This is a genomic window from Streptomyces sp. NBC_00414 (genome assembly GCF_036038375.1).
Classification (GTDB): Bacteria; Actinomycetota; Actinomycetes; order Streptomycetales; family Streptomycetaceae; genus Streptomyces.
This window is the reverse complement of the sequence record NZ_CP107935.1, coordinates 8,678,178-8,693,606: the sequence shown is the minus strand read 5'-3', so window position 1 is coordinate 8,693,606 and position 15,429 is coordinate 8,678,178. Positions and strand designations below refer to the sequence as shown.

The following is a 15,429-nucleotide window of genomic DNA, read 5'->3' as shown; positions in this document are numbered from 1 at the left end:
CGTGAGGAGTGATGCCCGGTGACCAGAACCGACCCCGCCCCCACCGTCGAGCTGACACCCGCCGCAGCCGAGCTGCTGCGCAAACTGAGAGCCGCCCACGGCCCGCTGATGTTCCATCAGTCCGGCGGCTGCTGCGACGGCAGCGCGCCCATGTGCTACCCGGAGGGCGAGTTCAGGACAGGCGACTCCGACGTCCTGCTCGCCTCGCTGGCCGTCGAGGGGGTCGAGGAGCCGGTCACGTTCTGGATGTCCCGGAGCCAACACGAGGTGTGGAGCCACACCAGACTGATCGTGGACGTCGTACCGGGCAGAGGCAGCGGCTTCTCCCTGGAGGCACCCGAAGGGGTACGTTTCCTGACGCGTTCACGCCTCGTCGGCACGTAGTCATCGTCAAGGCACCCACTCTGTGGTGAACTCCCCCGTGTCCTGGGCCATTTGAGGAGACAGCGGAGAGAGCAGGGGCACCGTGACACTACGCACCGGACGACTCAGAACCGCACTGACGGTCTTCGCCGCATGGAGCGCGCTGGCCGGTGCCGCCCTCGTCGGGGCAGCACCGGCCAGTGGTGTGCCGACCGGCGGCGCGCCGGTCTTCAGCCGGATCGCGCCCGGCGTTCGCTACACGGAGTTCGACATCCCGGCCGCCAAGGGTGTGGCGCACGCACACGTACTCAGCGTCGACCTCGGCAACCCCAAGGTGAGCGTCGACCTGCTCCACCCGGGCGTGGTGGCGGCCCGGGCGACGGTCTCCCGGCTGACCGACGCCCAGGGTGCCGTGGCGGGCGTCAACGGGGACTTCTTCAACATCACCGAGACCCAGCACCCGGGCGTCGAGGCGACCGGCGCGTCCGTCGGCCCGGCCGTCGCGGGCGGTCACACCTTCAAGGCGGCCGTCCCGAACGGCCAGCGCTTCGGCCCGGCCCTGCCGCCCGGCACGAGCACCGAGGACGTCCTCGGCGTGGGCACGGACCACCGGGCCCGGCTCGACAGCCTGGCCCTCGACGGCTCGGTGCAGACCACCGGGGCCAGGCTTCCGCTCGGCGGCCTCAACCAGTACGCGCTGCCCGTGAACTCCGTCGGAGCGTTCACCTCGGACTGGGGTCAGGTCTCCCGGGTGCGGGCCACCTGCGGGACGGACACCGACCGGGCCGCGCCCTGCAGCACGGACACCTACGAGGTGACGGTCCAGGACGGCCGCGTCGTGTCATCGGCCGACACCCCCGGCAGCGGAACCATCGCTTCGGACACCACACTTCTGGTCGGCCGGGAGGCAGGGGCCCAGCAACTGCGGAAGCTGTCCGTGGGCGAGCGGGTCGTGGTCCGGCACCGGCTGGTGGCGGCCGCGTCGAAAACCCCGTACCGCTTCGCGATCGGTGGGTATCCGGTCCTGCGGGGCGGGCAGCCGCTCGCGGGGCTCGACACCGTGACGGCGGCGGTACGGACCGCGGCGGGCATCTCCGACGGCGGCAACCGGCTGCTGCTGCTGGCGCTCGACGGGGCGCCGGAGTTCCGCAGTGGTCTCACCATCGCGGAAGTCGCCGACGCCATGGAGCAGTTGGGTGCGGTGGACGCGTTCAGCCTGGACGGCGGCGGGTCCACCACGCTGGCCGCCCGGGAACCCGGGTCGACCACCGCCACCGTACGCAACCACCCCAGCGGCGGGGCCGAACGCCCGGTGCCCAACGGGATCGGCGTGTTCTCCAGAGCCTGAGACTCTTCGGACCTGAGGCTGTCAGGGCCTGAGGCTGCTGACGATGTCGGTGGTCGCCGTGACCCCGTTGTGGATGGTCGGCGCCATGCTGGTGCTCGCCAGATAGAAGCCGAGCAGGACGCAGACCACCGCGTGCGAGAGCTTCAGCGCGCCGTTGCGCAGGAAGACCACCGTCAGAATCACGAGCAGTAGCACCACAGAGATGGAAACAGCCACCGTCAACCTCCTCCGCCACGCCACACCGCGGCTTTCGGCCGCAAGTGTGGCGTAGTGGGGGGTTCGTCCGTGCGGCTGACGTGTCCGCCGAACGTGTGTTGACTGCGTGTGACGGCACCGGGCCGGTCCCGCCGCCGCGCTACGCCCGCCGGTCGGCGTCCAGGAAGGCCTCCAGGCCCGCGAGGTCGTCGGTGTTGAGGTAGTCGGCGTCCGCGGCGAGGAGTTCGCTCCAGACCGCGTCACGGGCGGGGCCCGCCAGGTCAGGGGTGGCCCAGAAGCGGACCTTCTGTCCACGGGAGTGCGCGGCCAGGATGATCCCCCGCAGCTTCTGCCGCTCGGCCTCGGGGAACGCGCCGACGCCCTGCCAGGTGAAGTTGAGCGTCCAGTTGTCGCTGATCAGCGGGATGAAGGAGGCCGGGGCCGGGACGGGGGCCAGCAGGTCGAGGAGCCGGCCGTCGTAGAAGGCGCGCCGCACGGTCTGGGCCTCCATGGGCACCCTGGCCGCACGGTCGCCGGAGACCACGGCCGTCACCGCGCCGGGCAGGACACGGCCATGGGCGTACGTGGTGAACAGGTGCCGGTAGCGGCGCAGTCGGCGGTCCAGTTCGAGGTACGTCGACGATCCCTCGGTCTTGATGTCGATCAGCAGCTGGAGCGGCTTGCGGTATCCCCGGTACACCGAGCCGCGGTTGGCCTTCACCCGGGCGGCGAGGGGGTTCAGGTAGAGGGATTCGAGGGTGCGGGCCGGGTCGAGTTCCACCGGGTCGTGGGCGACGAGGAGTTGACCGTCGACGAGGTAGATGTCGGCCTCGACGCTGCCGAAGCGGTGGTCGAGCGCGTCGAGGAGGGGCCGGGGATGGAGATAGTCGTTGTGGGCGTGGGCACGCCACAGGGGGCGCGGACGGTGCCTGTCCTCGCCCGCCTGTGCGTACGCGGGCAGGGCGATGCTGCCCGCCAGTCCGGCGGCGAGGGTGGTGAGGGCTCTGCGACGGGTGGTGAGGGCCATGTCTGCCTCCCTGGGAGTGCCGTACGGCGCCGTGGCGCCCCGGCCGGCGAAGTCGGGACTGGGGAGAGTATGAGGCGTGGACATGCCCAAGGAGCAGAGCCGTGCGGGGAGTTGGCCGGACTGCCGCTGTGCGTTCACTTCATCGGGCCACGTACACGCGAAAAGGCCCGCTCCCGTCCCCCAGGGGGCAGAAGCGGGCCTTCGTGCGCTGCGTGCCGGTGAGTCGTGAGCCGGCGAGCGGCGAGCCGGGTGTGAGGGGTCAGGGAGCCTGGAGGTCCACCAGTGCGGCCAGTGCCTCCCGGTGGCTGCCCGCCGTGCCGTACGCGATCGAGTCGGCCTTGGCCCTCTTCAGGTGGAGGTGCACCGGATGCTCCCAGGTCATGCCGATGCCGGCGTGCAACTGGAGGGCCTCCTCGGCGGCGTGGACGGCGACGGGCGCCGCGTACGCCTGGGCGAGGGCCACCGCCACGTCCGCGTCCGGGCTCCCGGTGGCCAGGGCGTCGGCCGCGTTGCGTGCCGCGGCGCGCGCGTGGACGGTCTCCAGCCACAGCTGGGCGAGCCGGTGCTTCAGCGCCTGGAAGCCGCCGACCGGGCGGTTGAACTGCTTGCGCTCCTTCAGATAGCGCACCGTCTCCGTCAACGACCAATCGGCGAGGCCGAGTTGCTCGGAGGCGAGGAGCCCGGCTCCGGCCCGCAGGGCGCGGCGTACGGCGGGTTCGGCGTCGCCGACGCGGCGGGCGGACGCCCCGTCGAGGACGACCTTCGCGACCGGCCGGGTCAGGTCCAGGGACACCTGCGCGGTGATGGTCACGGCGTCCGCTTCGACCGCGTACAGGCCACCGTCCTCGGCGGGCACGAGCAGCACATCGGCGACAGCGGCGTCCGCGATGCCGGTCAACTCGCCGTGCAGCAGGCCGTCTTCGATCCGTACGGCCTTGTGGGCGGCGCCCGGAGCGATGTTCAGCGCGACGGCGAGGGCGGCGATACGGCGTCCGGACGCCAGCTCGGAGAGGAGGTCGTCGGCGTCGCACGCGAGCAGTGCCTCGGTGGCGACGACCGCGCTCGTCAGATAGGGGACGGGAGCGACCGAGCGGCCCAGCTCCTCCAGGACGACGGCGGCTTCGCGGTGCGTGGCACCCTGGCCGCCGAGCACCTCGGGCACCAGCAGGCCCGCGAGGCCCATGCCCTCGGCGAGCGCCTTCCACGCCTCGCGGTCGTGCGGCGCGTCCGACTCCGTGCGGGCGATCACGCCGGCCGCGTCGCAGTGGTCGGCGAGCAGGTCACGGACGGCGGCGCGCAGCGCCTCTTCCTCCTCCGAGTACAGCAGGTCGGGCTGTGCGCTCTGCGTGGTCATCGGGCGAGGTCCTTCCAGGCGACGTCCTTGTCGGTGCGCGGCTCGGAGGGCAGTCCCAGCACGCGTTCGGCGACGATGTTCAGCAGGACCTCGCTGGTCCCGCCCTCGATGCTGTTGCCCTTGGAGCGGAGATAGCGGTAGCCGGCGTCCCGGCCGGTGAAGTCGACCATCTCGGGGCGGCGCATCGTCCAGTCCTCGTACAACAGGCCTTCCTCGCCGAGGAGTTCGACCTCCAGGCCGCTGATCTCCTGGTTGAGGCGGGCGAACGCGAGTTTCATGCCGGAGCCCTCGGGGCCCGGTTGTCCCGCGACCATCTGCTGGCGCAGGCGTTCACCGGTGAGCCGCGCGACCTCGGCCTCGACCCACAGCTTCAGCAGGCGCTGGTGCAGGTCGTGGGTGCGCAGGTCGGGGCGCTCGCGCCAGGTCTTCGAGACGGGGCCGATCATCCCGCCCTCGCGGGGGATGCGCATGCCGCCGATGGAGACCCGCTCGTTCATGAGGGTGGTCTGCGCGACCCGCCAACCGTCGCCGACCTCGCCGAGGCGGTGTGCGTCGGGGATGCGGACGTCGGTGAGGAACACCTCGTTGAACTCGGCCTCCCCGGTGATCTGGCGCAGTGGCCGCACCTCGACGCCGGGGTCGGTCATGTCGCAGACGAAGTACGTGATGCCGCGGTGCTTGGGCGCGTCCGGGTCGGTGCGGGCGATGAGGATGGCCCAGCGGGCGAGGTGGGCGCTGGACGTCCACACCTTCTGGCCGTTGACCACCCAGCTGTCGCCGTCCCTGACGGCGCGTGTGCCCAGCGCCGCCAGGTCGGAGCCCGCGCCCGGCTCGCTGAAGAGCTGGCACCAGACCTCCTCGCCGACCCACAGGGGCCGGAGGAAGCCGCGCTTCTGCTCCTCGGTGCCGTAGCGGAGGATCGTGGGGGCGGCCATGCCGAGGCCGATGCCGATGCGCCGCGGGTCGTTGTCGGGGGCGCCCGCGGCCTCCAACTCGGTGTCCACGACGGCCTGGAGGGAGCGCGGCGCGCCGAGGCCGCCGAGGCCCTCGGGGTAGTGCACCCAGGCGAGTCCGGCGTCGAAGCGGGCCTTGAGGAAGTCCGCCCGGCCGGTGTCGGCGACCGGGTGCGCGGCCAGCAACTCCTGGGTGCGGCGGCGCAGTTCGGCGGCGTCGACGGGCCTGCCCGTGTTCGCGGTGTCGGTCATGCGACGGCTCCGTTCTCGCCGGTGTCCGCAAGGGCGGTTCCGAGGGAGGGCAGCACGGCGACGCGGCCCGTGGTGACGCCGTCGGCGACCCGCTGGACGGCGTCGGCCGCGCCGGCCAGCGGCACGCGCTCGCTGACGAGCGGCTTGATCGCTCCCCGGGCGGCCAGCTCGGTGAGCTGTTCGTGGCAGTGCAGGACCAGCTTCGGGTCCTTGGTGTTGTAGAGGCCCCAGTGCAGGCCCAGGATCGAGTAGTTCTTCACCAGGGCGTGGTTGAGCCCCGGGCTGGGGATCGTGCCGCTCGCGAAGCCGACGACCACGATCCGGCCCTCGAAGGCGACGAGTTTGGCGGACTGCGTGTAGGCGTCCCCGCCGACGGGGTCGTAGATCACGTCGGCGCCCCGGCCCCCGGTGGCCGCCTTGACGGCTGCGACGACGTCCTCGGCGCGCCGGTCCACGACGAGGTCGCAGCCCAGCTCTCGGGCGACGGCGGCCTTGCCGGCGCTGCCCACGACGCCGATGACGGTCGCCCCCGCGGCCTTGCCGAGCTGCACCGCCGCGCTGCCGACCCCTCCCGCGGCAGCGTGGACGAGCAGCGTCTCGCCGGCCTCCAGACGGGCCCGCCGGTGCAGGCCGAACCAGCCGGTCTGGTAGCCGATGTGCAGGGCCGCCGCCTCGGCGTCGTCCAGCGCCTCGGGTGCGGGCAGCAGGGCCGCGGCGTCCGCGACGGCGTACTCGGCGAAGCCGCCGTACGGCAGCGCGGGGTTGGCCATCACCCGTCGGCCGTCCTCGGTCTCGCCGCAGATCTCCACCCCGGGCGTGAACGGCATCGGCGGCCTGACCTGGTACTGGCCGCGGCACATCAGGGCATCCGGGAAGTTGATGTTCGCCGCGCGCACCTTGAGCAGGACCTGGCCGTCACCGGGTACGGGCCGCTCCACCTCCGCGAGCCGCATCACCTCGCCGGGCTCGCCGTTCTCGTGCACTTGCCATGCCTGCATGCGGGGCCTCCACGGGACTGTGTCTGTTCTGTTCGCGCCTCGGGGTCAACCGCATACTAAGCGGTCGCTTGCCATACAGGGAACAGGTAGGGCCGCAGGTTCCGGGGGCGCGGGGAACTGCGCACGTCCACACCAGCCGGGCCCCCCTTCAGACCCACGGCGCCCCCAAACTCCCCAGGGGCGCGGGGAACGGCGCAACCGACGTCAGCCGCCCTGCCCGCCGCCCCGCTTCGGGCGCGCCCGGACGTGCATGCGCTCCCCCTGCCGCCCGAAGAGGCTCAGGAACTCCACCGGCCCCTCCCCCGTCGACCCGAACCAGTGCGGCACACGCGTGTCGAACTCCGCCGCCTCCCCCGCGCCGAGCACCACGTCATGGTCGCCGAGTACGAGGCGCAGCCGCCCGGAGAGCACGTACAGCCATTCGTAGCCCTCGTGGACGCGGGGCTCCGGCTCCTCCTTCCGCTTCGGCTCCAGCACCTTGTAGGCCTGGAGGCCGCCGGGCTGGCGGGTGAGCGGCCAGTGCGTACGGCCGTGCATGACGATCGGCTTCGCCGCCCGCACGCGCGGGTCGCCGACCTGCGGCGCTCCGACGAGTTCGTCGAGGGGTACCTGATGGGCCCGGGCGATGGGCAGCAGCAGTTCCAGGCTGGGTTTGCGCAGACCGGACTCCAGGCGGGAGAGGGTGCTCACGGAGATGCCGGTGGCGCTGGACAGTCCGGCGAGGGTGGCGCCGCGCTCCTTGCGGACACGGCGCAGCCGGGGACCGACCTCCGCGAGGACGCCTTCGGTGTCGCGATCCCCCTGCTCTCCTTGCTCCCCGCGCTGCCCGTGCTCTCCGTGACCTTCGTGCTCACTCATGCCCTTATTGCAGTTTCGGCAAAGCCATTTGTCAATATGGGTCCGGTGGGGCGACCTTCTGGGTGGAGGTGGTCACCATGACCGATACGTACGAAGTGGTCGTCGTCGGCGGCGGTGCGGCAGGACTGTCCGCAGCGCTCGTCCTGGGGCGCGCACGCCGGAGTGTGCTCGTGATCGACGGGGGCGAGCCGCGCAACACGCCCGCCGCACACATGCAGGGCTATCTGACCCGGGACGGGATGTCGCCGGCCGAGTTCCTCGCCGTGGGCCGGGAGGAGATCGCGCGGTACGGCGTCGAGCTCGTCCGGGACCGGGCGGTCGACGTGGCCCGGGACACGGCCGGGGAGTTCGACGTGACGCTGGAAGGGGGGCGCGCGGTGCACGGGCGCCGACTGGTCGTCGCCACCGGCCTCGCGGACGAGCTGCCGACGGTACCGGGGGTCGCCGAGCGCTTCGGCCGGGACGTCCTGCACTGCCCGTACTGCCACGGCTGGGAGGTCCGGGACCAGGCCTTCGGAGTACTGGCCACGACCCCGATGGGCGTACACCAGGCCCTGATGGTCTCCCAGTGGTCCAAGGACGTGACCCTGTTCCTGCACACGGTCGCCGAGGAGGAGCTGGCGGACGAGGATCTGCGCAGGCTCGCCACGGCCGGGGTCGACGTGGTGCCCGGTGAGGTCGCGGGTCTTGACGTCGTCGACGACCGGCTCACCGCGGTCCGGCTGGCGGACGGCACGGCGCACGAGCGCTCGGTGCTGTTCGTGGCGCCCCGGGCGGTGCCCCGCACCGGCCTGCTGGAGCAGCTGGGCGCCGCACTCCAGGAGACCCCGTTCGGCTCGTACGCCGCGGTCGACGCGACGGGTCTGACCAGCGTGCCCGGCGTCTGGGCGGCGGGCAACGCGATCGGTTTCGGCGAGCAGGTCGTCAACGCGGCGAGCGGCGGCTACCGGGCGGGGGCCACGATCAACGGCGAGCTGCTCTTCGCGGACCTCGACGCGGCCGTGCGGGTGTAGGGACGTGCCCGCTCCTGGGTGGGGACGGGTCCGCCCAGGTGTGGACCGGACGCCTCCGTAGCACCATGGGCGGCATGCTGCTGACCCGGCTCGCCCGTGTGTCCCAGGAGGTCGCCGCCACCTCGGCGCGGTCCCGGAAGGTCGCTCTGCTCGCGGAGCTGTTCCGGGACGCGGAGGCGGCCGACGTGCCCATCGTCATCCCGTATCTGGCGGGCCGCCTCCCGCAGGGGCGGCTCGGTGTCGGCTGGAAGATCCTCGGCGCGCCCGTCCCGCCCGCCGAGGAACCCACGATGACCGTCCGCGAGGTGGACGCCCGTCTCACGGACCTCGGCGCGGTCTCGGGCGCCGGCTCACAGGCGGAACGGGTGCGGCTCGTCGGGGAGTTGATGGGCGCGGCCACCGAACCCGAGCAGCGGTTCCTGCGCGCGCTCATCGGCGGCGAGGTGCGGCAGGGCGCCCTCGACGCCGTCGCGGTCGAGGGCCTCGCCCAGGCGACCGGCGCGCCCTCCGCCGACGTGCGCAGGGCCGTGATGCTGGCGGGTTCCCTGCAGACCGTGGCCGAGCGGCTGCTCGCCGACGGACCGGAGGCGTTCCGGCTCACCGTCGGCCGGCCCGTGCTGCCGATGCTGGCGCACAGCGCCCCGTCCGTCGCCGAGGCGCTCGACAAGCTCGGCGCCTGCGTGGTGGAGGAGAAGCTCGACGGCATCCGCGTCCAGGTCCACCGCGACGGCGACGACGTACGTGTCCACACACGCACCCTGGACGACATCACCGACCGCCTGCCCGAACTCACGCACGCCGCGCGGGAGATGAAGGCCGACCGCTTCATCCTGGACGGCGAGGTCATCGCGCTCGACGGGGACGGGCGGCCCCGGCCGTTCCAGGAGACCGCGGGCCGCGTGGGCTCCCGGGTGGATGTGGCGACCGCCGCCGAGGCCGTGCCCGTCTCCCCCGTCTTCTTCGACGCCCTGTCCGTGGACGGCCGGGACCTGCTGGACCTGCCCTTCGCCGACCGCCACGCGGAACTCGCCCGGCTGGTCCCCGAGCCGATGCGCGTACGACGGCTCCTCGTGCCGGATCCCACGGACGAGCAGGCGCGGGCCGCCGCCGAGAAGTTCAGCACCGACACGCTCGCACGCGGCCACGAGGGTGTCGTCCTCAAGTCCCTGGACGCCCCCTACAGCGCGGGCCGGCGCGGAGCCTCCTGGCTGAAGGTCAAACCCGTACACACGCTCGACCTGGTCGTGCTGGCCGCCGAGTGGGGCAGCGGGCGGCGCACCGGCAAGCTCTCCAACCTGCACCTGGGCGCCCGCAGGCCGGACGGTTCCTTCGCGATGCTGGGCAAGACGTTCAAGGGCCTCACCGACGTGCTGCTGGCCTGGCAGACCGAACGGCTCCTGGAACTCGCCGTCGACCCCGCCGACGCCGCCGCTCCCGCCGGGGAGAACGGCTACGTGGTGACCGTACGCCCCGAACTGGTCGTGGAGATCGCGTACGACGGCCTGCAGCGCTCCACGCGCTACCCGGCGGGCGTCGCCCTGCGTTTCGCCCGGGTCGTGCGCTACCGCGAGGACAAGACGCCCGCCGAGGCCGACACCGTCGAGACGGTGCTCGCCGCGCACCCGGGGGTCGCCTCATGACTCCGGCCGCCGCGAAACGCAGCGCGGGCCTGCTGCTGTTCCGCCGTGTCGAGAACGGCGTCGAGGTGCTGCTGGGCCACATGGGCGGCCCGTTCTTCGCGCGGCGCGACGCCGGGGCCTGGTCCGTGCCGAAGGGCGAGTACGGGCCCGACGAGCCGGCCTGGGACGCCGCCCGCCGCGAGTTCCAGGAGGAGCTGGGCCTGCCGCCGCCCGACGGCGAGCCCGTCCCCCTCGGCGAGGTCACCCAGACGAACGGCAAGATCGTCACGGTCTGGGCCGTCGAGGCGGACCTCGATCCGGCGACCGTGGTCCCCGGCACCTTCACGATGGAATGGCCCCGCGGCTCGGGCCGCGTCCAGGAGTTCCCGGAACTGGACCGGGTGGAGTGGCTGGACACGAACCGCGCCAGAGCGGTCCTGATCAAGGCCCAGACGGAGTTCCTGGACCGCCTGGAACGGCATACGCACTGACGAGAGGGGCACGCGTCCACCCGGGCAGCCCCGTCAGGGCGCCCCTCCAGGGGCACGGGGAACCGCGCGCCCGGCCCCCACGGACCCGCACACGACACACCGCACCAGGAGGCCAGCACCATGCCCATCGCGACAGTGAACCCGGCAACAGGAGAAACCCTCAAAACCTACGACGCCCTGAACGACAAGGAGATCGAACACCGCCTCGCCACCGCGGAGGCCGCGTTCCGAACGCACCGCACCACCTCGTTCGAGGAGCGTGCCCGCCTGATGCACCGCGCGGCCGACCTCCTGGAAGGCGACGCGCCGGACATCGGCCGGACGATGACCATCGAGATGGGCAAGCCCGTCAAGCAGGCCCGCGCCGAGGCGGCGAAGTGCGCGAAGGCGATGCGGTGGTACGCCGACCACGCCGAGGAACTCCTCGCCGACGAGGAGGGCGCGAAGACCGACGCGGAGGACTCCGGCGCCTCCCGCGTCCTCGTGCGCTACCGCCCGCTCGGGCCGGTCCTCGCCGTCATGCCGTGGAACTTCCCGCTCTGGCAGGTCATCCGCTTCGCCGCGCCCGCGCTGATGGCGGGCAACGTCGGGCTGCTCAAGCACGCCTCGAACGTCCCGCAGACCGCCCTCTACCTGGAGGACCTGTTCCGCCGGGCCGGCTTCGCCGAGGGCTGTTTCCAGACACTGCTCGTCGGCTCGGGCGCGATCGAGGACATCCTGCGCGATCCCCGGATCAAGGCGGCCACCCTGACCGGCAGTGAACCGGCGGGCCGCGCGGTCGCCTCGGTCGCCGGGGACGAGGTCAAGAAGACCGTCCTGGAGCTGGGCGGCAGCGACCCGTACGTGGTGATGCCGTCGGCGGACATCGACAAGGCCGCGAAGACCGCGGTGACGGCCCGGGTGCAGAACAACGGCCAGTCCTGCATCGCCGCCAAGCGGTTCATCGTGCACACGGACGTCTTCGACGCCTTCGCGGAGCGCTTCGCCGAGGGCATGAAGGCCCTCACGGTGGGCGATCCGCTGGACGAGGGCACGGACGTCGGCCCGCTCTCCACGGAGCAGGGGCGCGACGATCTGACGGAGCTGGTCGACGACGCCGTCGAGAACGGTGCGACCGTGCTGTGCGGCGGTGAGCTTCCCGACGGTGCCGGCTGGTACTACCCGCCCACCGTCCTCGCCGACATCACCCCCGAGATGCGCATCCACCACGAGGAGGCGTTCGGACCCGTCGCCACCCTCTACCGCGCCGCCGATCTCGACGAGGCGGTGGCCATCGCCAACGACACGCCGTTCGGGCTGAGTTCCAACGTCTGGACCCGCGACGAGGCCGAGACCGACCGTTTCGTACGGGACCTGGAGGCCGGCGGGGTCTTCTTCAACGGGATGACCGCGTCCCACCCGGCGTTCCCGTTCGGCGGCATCAAGCGGTCCGGCTACGGGCGTGAGCTGTCGGGCCACGGAATCCGAGAGTTCTGCAACATCACCACCGTATGGCACGGAGCGTGAGCCTTCCGCAGCTACGATCCCCTGTGTGAACCGCGAAGTGACCCTGCCTCTGATCGTCGACGACCGCGGGACCTTGCAGGTGGCTGCCGCCGATGTGAGCAAGCTGCTGCGCACGATGGGGGGGCGGTGGCTGCATCTGGTCGAGGCCGGGGAGGACGGGCTCGACGAGGACACGGTCGCGGCGCTCACCATCGAGCTGGCCAAGCTTGCCGACCGGATCGATGTGGCGTGCATCGCGCACAGCAGTGGGGGCGCCTCCGGCTGAGGGGGCTCTTTGAGGCGGTCCGCACAGTGCGGGGGTCTGCACCGTGAGGTGGCCTGCACCGTGAGGTGGCCTGCACCGTGCGGGTGCGTCGTGGCTGGGCGCGCCGTTCCCCGCGCCCCTCACAGCGAAGGACAAAAGACCGCGCCGTTCCCCGCGCCCCTGAAGGGCGCGCCCCTGCGGGCCTGCGCCCAGGGGCCGTCCACCGCCCCCGTCCCCGGTCTGGCCTAGTCCGACGCGATAAACGGGACTTCTCGGGTGATCGTGGTGGGACCACCCTTCCGCCGGGGAGAGGGAGTTCCCGGCGGGCTAGAGAAGGCGCAGGCACATGGCGACTTTGTGCAGACCCGCGGTCTCTGTTCCGGAATACGTGATCACGATGGAGGAGACGCTTGAGCTGGCGCGCTCCCGCCACCCCGATCACCCCCAACTGCCGCTCGCGCTGCGGCTGATCGAGAACACCGGTGTACGCACCCGGCACATCGTGCAGCCCATCGAGGAGACCCTCAAGCACCCCGGCTTCGAGGAACGCAACAAGGTGTACACGGCCGAGGCGAAGGCCCGTGTCCCGGCCGTCGTCCAGCGCGCGCTCGACGACGCGGAGGTCCTGGCCGCCGACATCGACGTGATCATCTACGTGTCGTGCACGGGCTTCATGATGCCTTCGATGACGGCCTGGCTGATCAACTCGATGGGGTTCAGCAGCGACACCCGCCAGATACCCATAGCGCAGCTCGGCTGCGCCGCCGGGGGCGCTGCGATCAACCGGGCGCACGACTTCTGCACCGCCTACCCCAAGGCCAACGCGCTGATCGTGGCCTGCGAGTTCTGCTCGCTGTGCTACCAGCCGACCGACCTCGGTGTCGGCTCGCTGCTGTGCAACGGCCTCTTCGGGGACGGCATCGCCGCCGCGGTGGTCCGCGGACAGGGCGGCGAGGGCATCCGCCTGGAGCGCAACGGCTCGTACCTGATCCCCAAGACCGAGGACTGGATCATGTACGACGTTCGGGCCACCGGCTTCCACTTCCTGCTGGACAAGCGGGTGCCGGCCACCATGGAGCCGCTCGCCCCCGCCCTTCAGGACCTCGCGGGCCTGCACGGCTGGGACGCCTCCGACCTGGACTTCTACATCATCCACGCCGGGGGTCCGCGCATCCTCGACGACCTCAGCAAATTCCTCCAAGTGGCTCCGGAGGCCTTCCGGTTCAGCCGGGCGACGCTCACCGAGTACGGGAACATCGCCAGCGCCGTCGTCCTGGACGCACTGCGCCGGCTGTTCGACGAGGGGGGCTCGCATCACAAGGCGCGCGGACTGCTCGCCGGCTTCGGGCCGGGGATCACCGCCGAGATGGCACTGGGCCGCTGGCACCGTACGGACGAAGAGACGGCGTGACATGACCTCTGACATGACCCTCGGCAAAGAGACGACGGCCCCACCCCCGGTACGGCACTGGCCGGCCCTGGACCTGACCGGGGTCGACTTCGACCCCGTCCTGTCCGAGCTGATGCGCGAAGGCCCCATCAACCGGATCCAGCTGCCCAACGGCGAGGGCTGGGCCTGGCTGGTCACGCGCTACGAGGACGTACGGCTGGTGACGAACGACCCCCGGTTCAGCCGTGCGGCGGTGCTCGGCCGGCAGGTCACCAGGCTGGCCCCGCACTTCATCCCGGCGGCGGGCGCGATGAGCTTCGTCGACAAACCCGACCACGCCCGGCTGCGCAGGGCGGTGAACGCGGCGTTCACGACGCGCGGTGTGGAGCGCCTGCGGGCGAACGCCCGGCGGACCCTCGACACCATGGTCGACGAGATGCTCCGGGACGGTCCGCCGGCCGACCTGATCGACCGGGTCCTGTCCCCCTTCCCGATCACCGTCATCTGCGAGCTGATGGGGGTCCCGGCCGACGACCGGCACACCCTGCACACCTGGACACAGTCGATCCTCTCCTCCAGCCAGGGCGCCGAGGCCAGTGAGCGGGCCAAGCAGGACATGGAGGTGTACTTCGCCAAGCTCATCGCCGAGCGCCGAGGTGCGACCGGCGAGGACGTCACCTCGCTGCTCGGCGCGGCGGTGGGCCGGGGCGACATCACCGAGGAGGAGGCGGTGGCGCTCGCGGGCCCGATCCAGATCGGCGGCGAGGCCGTCACCAACAACACCGGGCAGATGCTCTACATCCTGCTGACCAGGCCCGCGCTGTTCGACCGGCTGCGCGACGAGCCGGGACTGCGCCCCCGGGCCCTCGACGAACTGCTGCGCTACATCCCGCACCGCAACGCCGTCGGTCTGTCCCGCATCGCCACGGAGGACGTCGTCCTGCACGGCGTACGGATCAGGAAGGACGACCCGATCTACGTGTCCTACCTGGCCGCCAACCGGGACCCGGACGTCTTCCCCGACCCGGACCGGATCGACTTCGACCGCGCCTCCAACCCGCATGTGGCGTTCGGGCACGGCCCGCACTACTGCGTGGGCGGCATGCTCGCCCGCCTGGAGTCGGAGCTGATGGTGAACACGCTCCTCGACCGGATCCCGACGCTGCGGCTGTCGGTCTCGGCGGACGAGGTGCCGTGGCGGCGCGGCGCGCTGATCCGCGGGCCCGAGGCTCTGCCCGTCACCTGGTGACCGCGCTCACGCCGCCCGAGGGTCTGCTGGTGCCACCGGGTCACGGCCGTACGGTCCGGACGCCGGCCCAGCACGTGACCTTCAAGGTGACCGGTACGCACTCCCGGGCGGCGTCCAGCTTCGAGGTGGTCGTGCCGCCCGGGTTCGACGTCGGCGCGCACGTCCACGCGCGCAGCGAGGAACTGTTCTACGTGCTCGAAGGCGAGCTGGACGTGCTCGCCTTCGAGCCGCTGGTCCGGACGCCCGGCAACTGGCAGCGCTGGCAGTCGGGTTCGGGCAACCGGGTGGTGCGGGCGACGCCGGGGACGGTGATCGTCGTGCCACCCGGGTGTCCGCACGCGTTCGCCAACCCCACGGAGAGTCCGGCGAAGATGTTCTTCCAGGCTTCGCCGCCGCCGGATCACGAGCGGTACTTCGACGAGTTGCTCCGCATTCTCGACGCGGGGGGTCCGCCGGACGTGGCGGCGATCGAGGAGCTGCGGTCGCGCTACGACATCGAGCAGCTGACGCCGCTGCGCCACGGGTGAGCGTCCGCTCGCCGGCACAGTGCGGGTCCGCTGGTGCCGGCC

General features: G+C 71.9%; 16 protein-coding genes. 10 read left to right on the top strand and 6 right to left on the bottom strand.

Annotated elements, in window-relative coordinates; translation table 11 throughout:
* The first annotated feature begins 18 nt into the window (after positions 1–18).
* Together OHS59_RS37885 and OHS59_RS37880 are read left to right on the top strand one after the other, a co-directional pair.
* Entirely contained in the window at positions 19–384 is a 366-nt protein-coding gene (locus OHS59_RS37885; protein ID WP_328497842.1) for a DUF779 domain-containing protein, read from the top strand.
* An 82-nt stretch (positions 385–466) separates the two neighbouring features.
* On the top strand, positions 467–1,711 hold the full coding sequence (locus tag OHS59_RS37880) for a phosphodiester glycosidase family protein (protein ID WP_328497841.1): 1,245 nt from the start codon (positions 467–469) through the stop codon (positions 1,709–1,711).
* A gap of 21 nt (positions 1,712–1,732) precedes the next feature.
* On the opposite strand, the gene OHS59_RS37875 is transcribed toward OHS59_RS37880, so the two are convergent.
* From OHS59_RS37875 to OHS59_RS37850, 6 genes are all read right to left on the bottom strand, one after another.
* A complete protein-coding gene (locus OHS59_RS37875; protein ID WP_328497840.1) occupies positions 1,733–1,927 on the bottom strand; it encodes a hypothetical protein in 195 nt (64 codons plus the stop codon).
* Between the two features lie 139 nt (positions 1,928–2,066).
* Positions 2,067–2,933: a phosphatidylinositol-specific phospholipase C/glycerophosphodiester phosphodiesterase family protein gene (locus OHS59_RS37870; RefSeq protein ID WP_328497839.1), complete on the bottom strand. Its 867-nt coding sequence runs from the start codon at positions 2,931–2,933 to the stop codon at positions 2,067–2,069.
* 259 nt (positions 2,934–3,192) lie between these two features.
* Positions 3,193–4,287: an acyl-CoA dehydrogenase family protein gene (locus OHS59_RS37865; RefSeq protein WP_328497838.1), complete on the bottom strand. Its 1,095-nt coding sequence runs from the start codon at positions 4,285–4,287 to the stop codon at positions 3,193–3,195.
* Positions 4,284–5,492 carry an acyl-CoA dehydrogenase family protein gene (locus OHS59_RS37860; RefSeq protein WP_328497837.1) on the bottom strand — a complete coding sequence of 403 codons (1,209 nt, stop codon included), beginning with the start codon at positions 5,490–5,492 and terminating at the stop codon, positions 4,284–4,286. The genes OHS59_RS37865 and OHS59_RS37860 overlap by 4 nt, the downstream gene beginning before the upstream one ends.
* A complete protein-coding gene (locus OHS59_RS37855) occupies positions 5,489–6,490 on the bottom strand; it encodes an NADPH:quinone oxidoreductase family protein (RefSeq protein WP_328497836.1) in 1,002 nt (333 codons plus the stop codon). The genes OHS59_RS37860 and OHS59_RS37855 overlap by 4 nt, the downstream gene beginning before the upstream one ends.
* A gap of 204 nt (positions 6,491–6,694) precedes the next feature.
* Positions 6,695–7,348: a helix-turn-helix domain-containing protein gene (locus tag OHS59_RS37850; RefSeq protein ID WP_328497835.1), complete on the bottom strand. Its 654-nt coding sequence runs from the start codon at positions 7,346–7,348 to the stop codon at positions 6,695–6,697.
* A gap of 77 nt (positions 7,349–7,425) precedes the next feature.
* On the opposite strand from OHS59_RS37850, the gene OHS59_RS37845 reads away from it, so the two are divergent.
* The 8 genes from OHS59_RS37845 to OHS59_RS37810 all read left to right on the top strand — a co-directional run bounded on the left by OHS59_RS37845 (position 7,426) and on the right by OHS59_RS37810 (position 15,387).
* Positions 7,426–8,361: an NAD(P)/FAD-dependent oxidoreductase gene (locus tag OHS59_RS37845; protein ID WP_328497834.1), complete on the top strand. Its 936-nt coding sequence runs from the start codon at positions 7,426–7,428 to the stop codon at positions 8,359–8,361.
* A 74-nt stretch (positions 8,362–8,435) separates the two neighbouring features.
* A complete protein-coding gene (locus OHS59_RS37840) occupies positions 8,436–10,001 on the top strand; it encodes an ATP-dependent DNA ligase (RefSeq protein WP_328497833.1) in 1,566 nt (521 codons plus the stop codon).
* Positions 9,998–10,471 (top strand): NUDIX domain-containing protein, encoded by a 474-nt coding sequence (locus tag OHS59_RS37835; RefSeq protein WP_328497832.1) that lies wholly within the window; start codon positions 9,998–10,000, stop codon positions 10,469–10,471. The genes OHS59_RS37840 and OHS59_RS37835 overlap by 4 nt, the downstream gene beginning before the upstream one ends.
* A gap of 120 nt (positions 10,472–10,591) precedes the next feature.
* Complete coding sequence (locus OHS59_RS37830; RefSeq protein ID WP_328497831.1) at positions 10,592–11,977, top strand: NADP-dependent succinic semialdehyde dehydrogenase; 1,386 nt, start codon at positions 10,592–10,594, stop codon at positions 11,975–11,977.
* 25 nt (positions 11,978–12,002) lie between these two features.
* Positions 12,003–12,242 carry a DUF6213 family protein gene (locus OHS59_RS37825; RefSeq protein WP_107018811.1) on the top strand — a complete coding sequence of 80 codons (240 nt, stop codon included), beginning with the start codon at positions 12,003–12,005 and terminating at the stop codon, positions 12,240–12,242.
* A gap of 325 nt (positions 12,243–12,567) precedes the next feature.
* A complete protein-coding gene (locus OHS59_RS37820) occupies positions 12,568–13,632 on the top strand; it encodes a type III polyketide synthase (protein ID WP_328497830.1) in 1,065 nt (354 codons plus the stop codon).
* 13 nt (positions 13,633–13,645) lie between these two features.
* Positions 13,646–14,860 carry a cytochrome P450 gene (locus tag OHS59_RS37815; RefSeq protein WP_443061669.1) on the top strand — a complete coding sequence of 405 codons (1,215 nt, stop codon included), beginning with the start codon at positions 13,646–13,648 and terminating at the stop codon, positions 14,858–14,860.
* Positions 14,857–15,387, top strand: a complete 531-nt coding sequence (locus OHS59_RS37810) for a cupin domain-containing protein (RefSeq protein ID WP_328497828.1) — start codon at positions 14,857–14,859, stop codon at positions 15,385–15,387. The genes OHS59_RS37815 and OHS59_RS37810 overlap by 4 nt, the downstream gene beginning before the upstream one ends.
* Positions 15,388–15,429 lie beyond the last annotated feature (42 nt).

What these genes read in the sequence shown, in the direction of transcription:
- OHS59_RS37870 (WP_328497839.1), bottom strand. Translation starts at nt 2,933, where the DNA reads ATGGCCCTCACCACCCGTCGCAGAGCCCTCACCACCCTCGCCGCCGGA.
- OHS59_RS37865 (WP_328497838.1), bottom strand. Translation starts at nt 4,287, where the DNA reads ATGACCACGCAGAGCGCACAGCCCGACCTGCTGTACTCGGAGGAGGAA.
- OHS59_RS37860 (WP_328497837.1), bottom strand. Translation starts at nt 5,492, where the DNA reads ATGACCGACACCGCGAACACGGGCAGGCCCGTCGACGCCGCCGAACTG.
- OHS59_RS37855 (WP_328497836.1), bottom strand. Translation starts at nt 6,490, where the DNA reads ATGCAGGCATGGCAAGTGCACGAGAACGGCGAGCCCGGCGAGGTGATG.
- OHS59_RS37850 (WP_328497835.1), bottom strand. Translation starts at nt 7,348, where the DNA reads ATGAGTGAGCACGAAGGTCACGGAGAGCACGGGCAGCGCGGGGAGCAA.
- OHS59_RS37845 (WP_328497834.1), top strand. Translation starts at nt 7,426, where the DNA reads ATGACCGATACGTACGAAGTGGTCGTCGTCGGCGGCGGTGCGGCAGGA.
- OHS59_RS37840 (WP_328497833.1), top strand. Translation starts at nt 8,436, where the DNA reads ATGCTGCTGACCCGGCTCGCCCGTGTGTCCCAGGAGGTCGCCGCCACC.
- OHS59_RS37835 (WP_328497832.1), top strand. Translation starts at nt 9,998, where the DNA reads ATGACTCCGGCCGCCGCGAAACGCAGCGCGGGCCTGCTGCTGTTCCGC.
- OHS59_RS37830 (WP_328497831.1), top strand. Translation starts at nt 10,592, where the DNA reads ATGCCCATCGCGACAGTGAACCCGGCAACAGGAGAAACCCTCAAAACC.
- OHS59_RS37820 (WP_328497830.1), top strand. Translation starts at nt 12,568, where the DNA reads ATGGCGACTTTGTGCAGACCCGCGGTCTCTGTTCCGGAATACGTGATC.
- OHS59_RS37815 (WP_443061669.1), top strand. Translation starts at nt 13,646, where the DNA reads ATGACCCTCGGCAAAGAGACGACGGCCCCACCCCCGGTACGGCACTGG.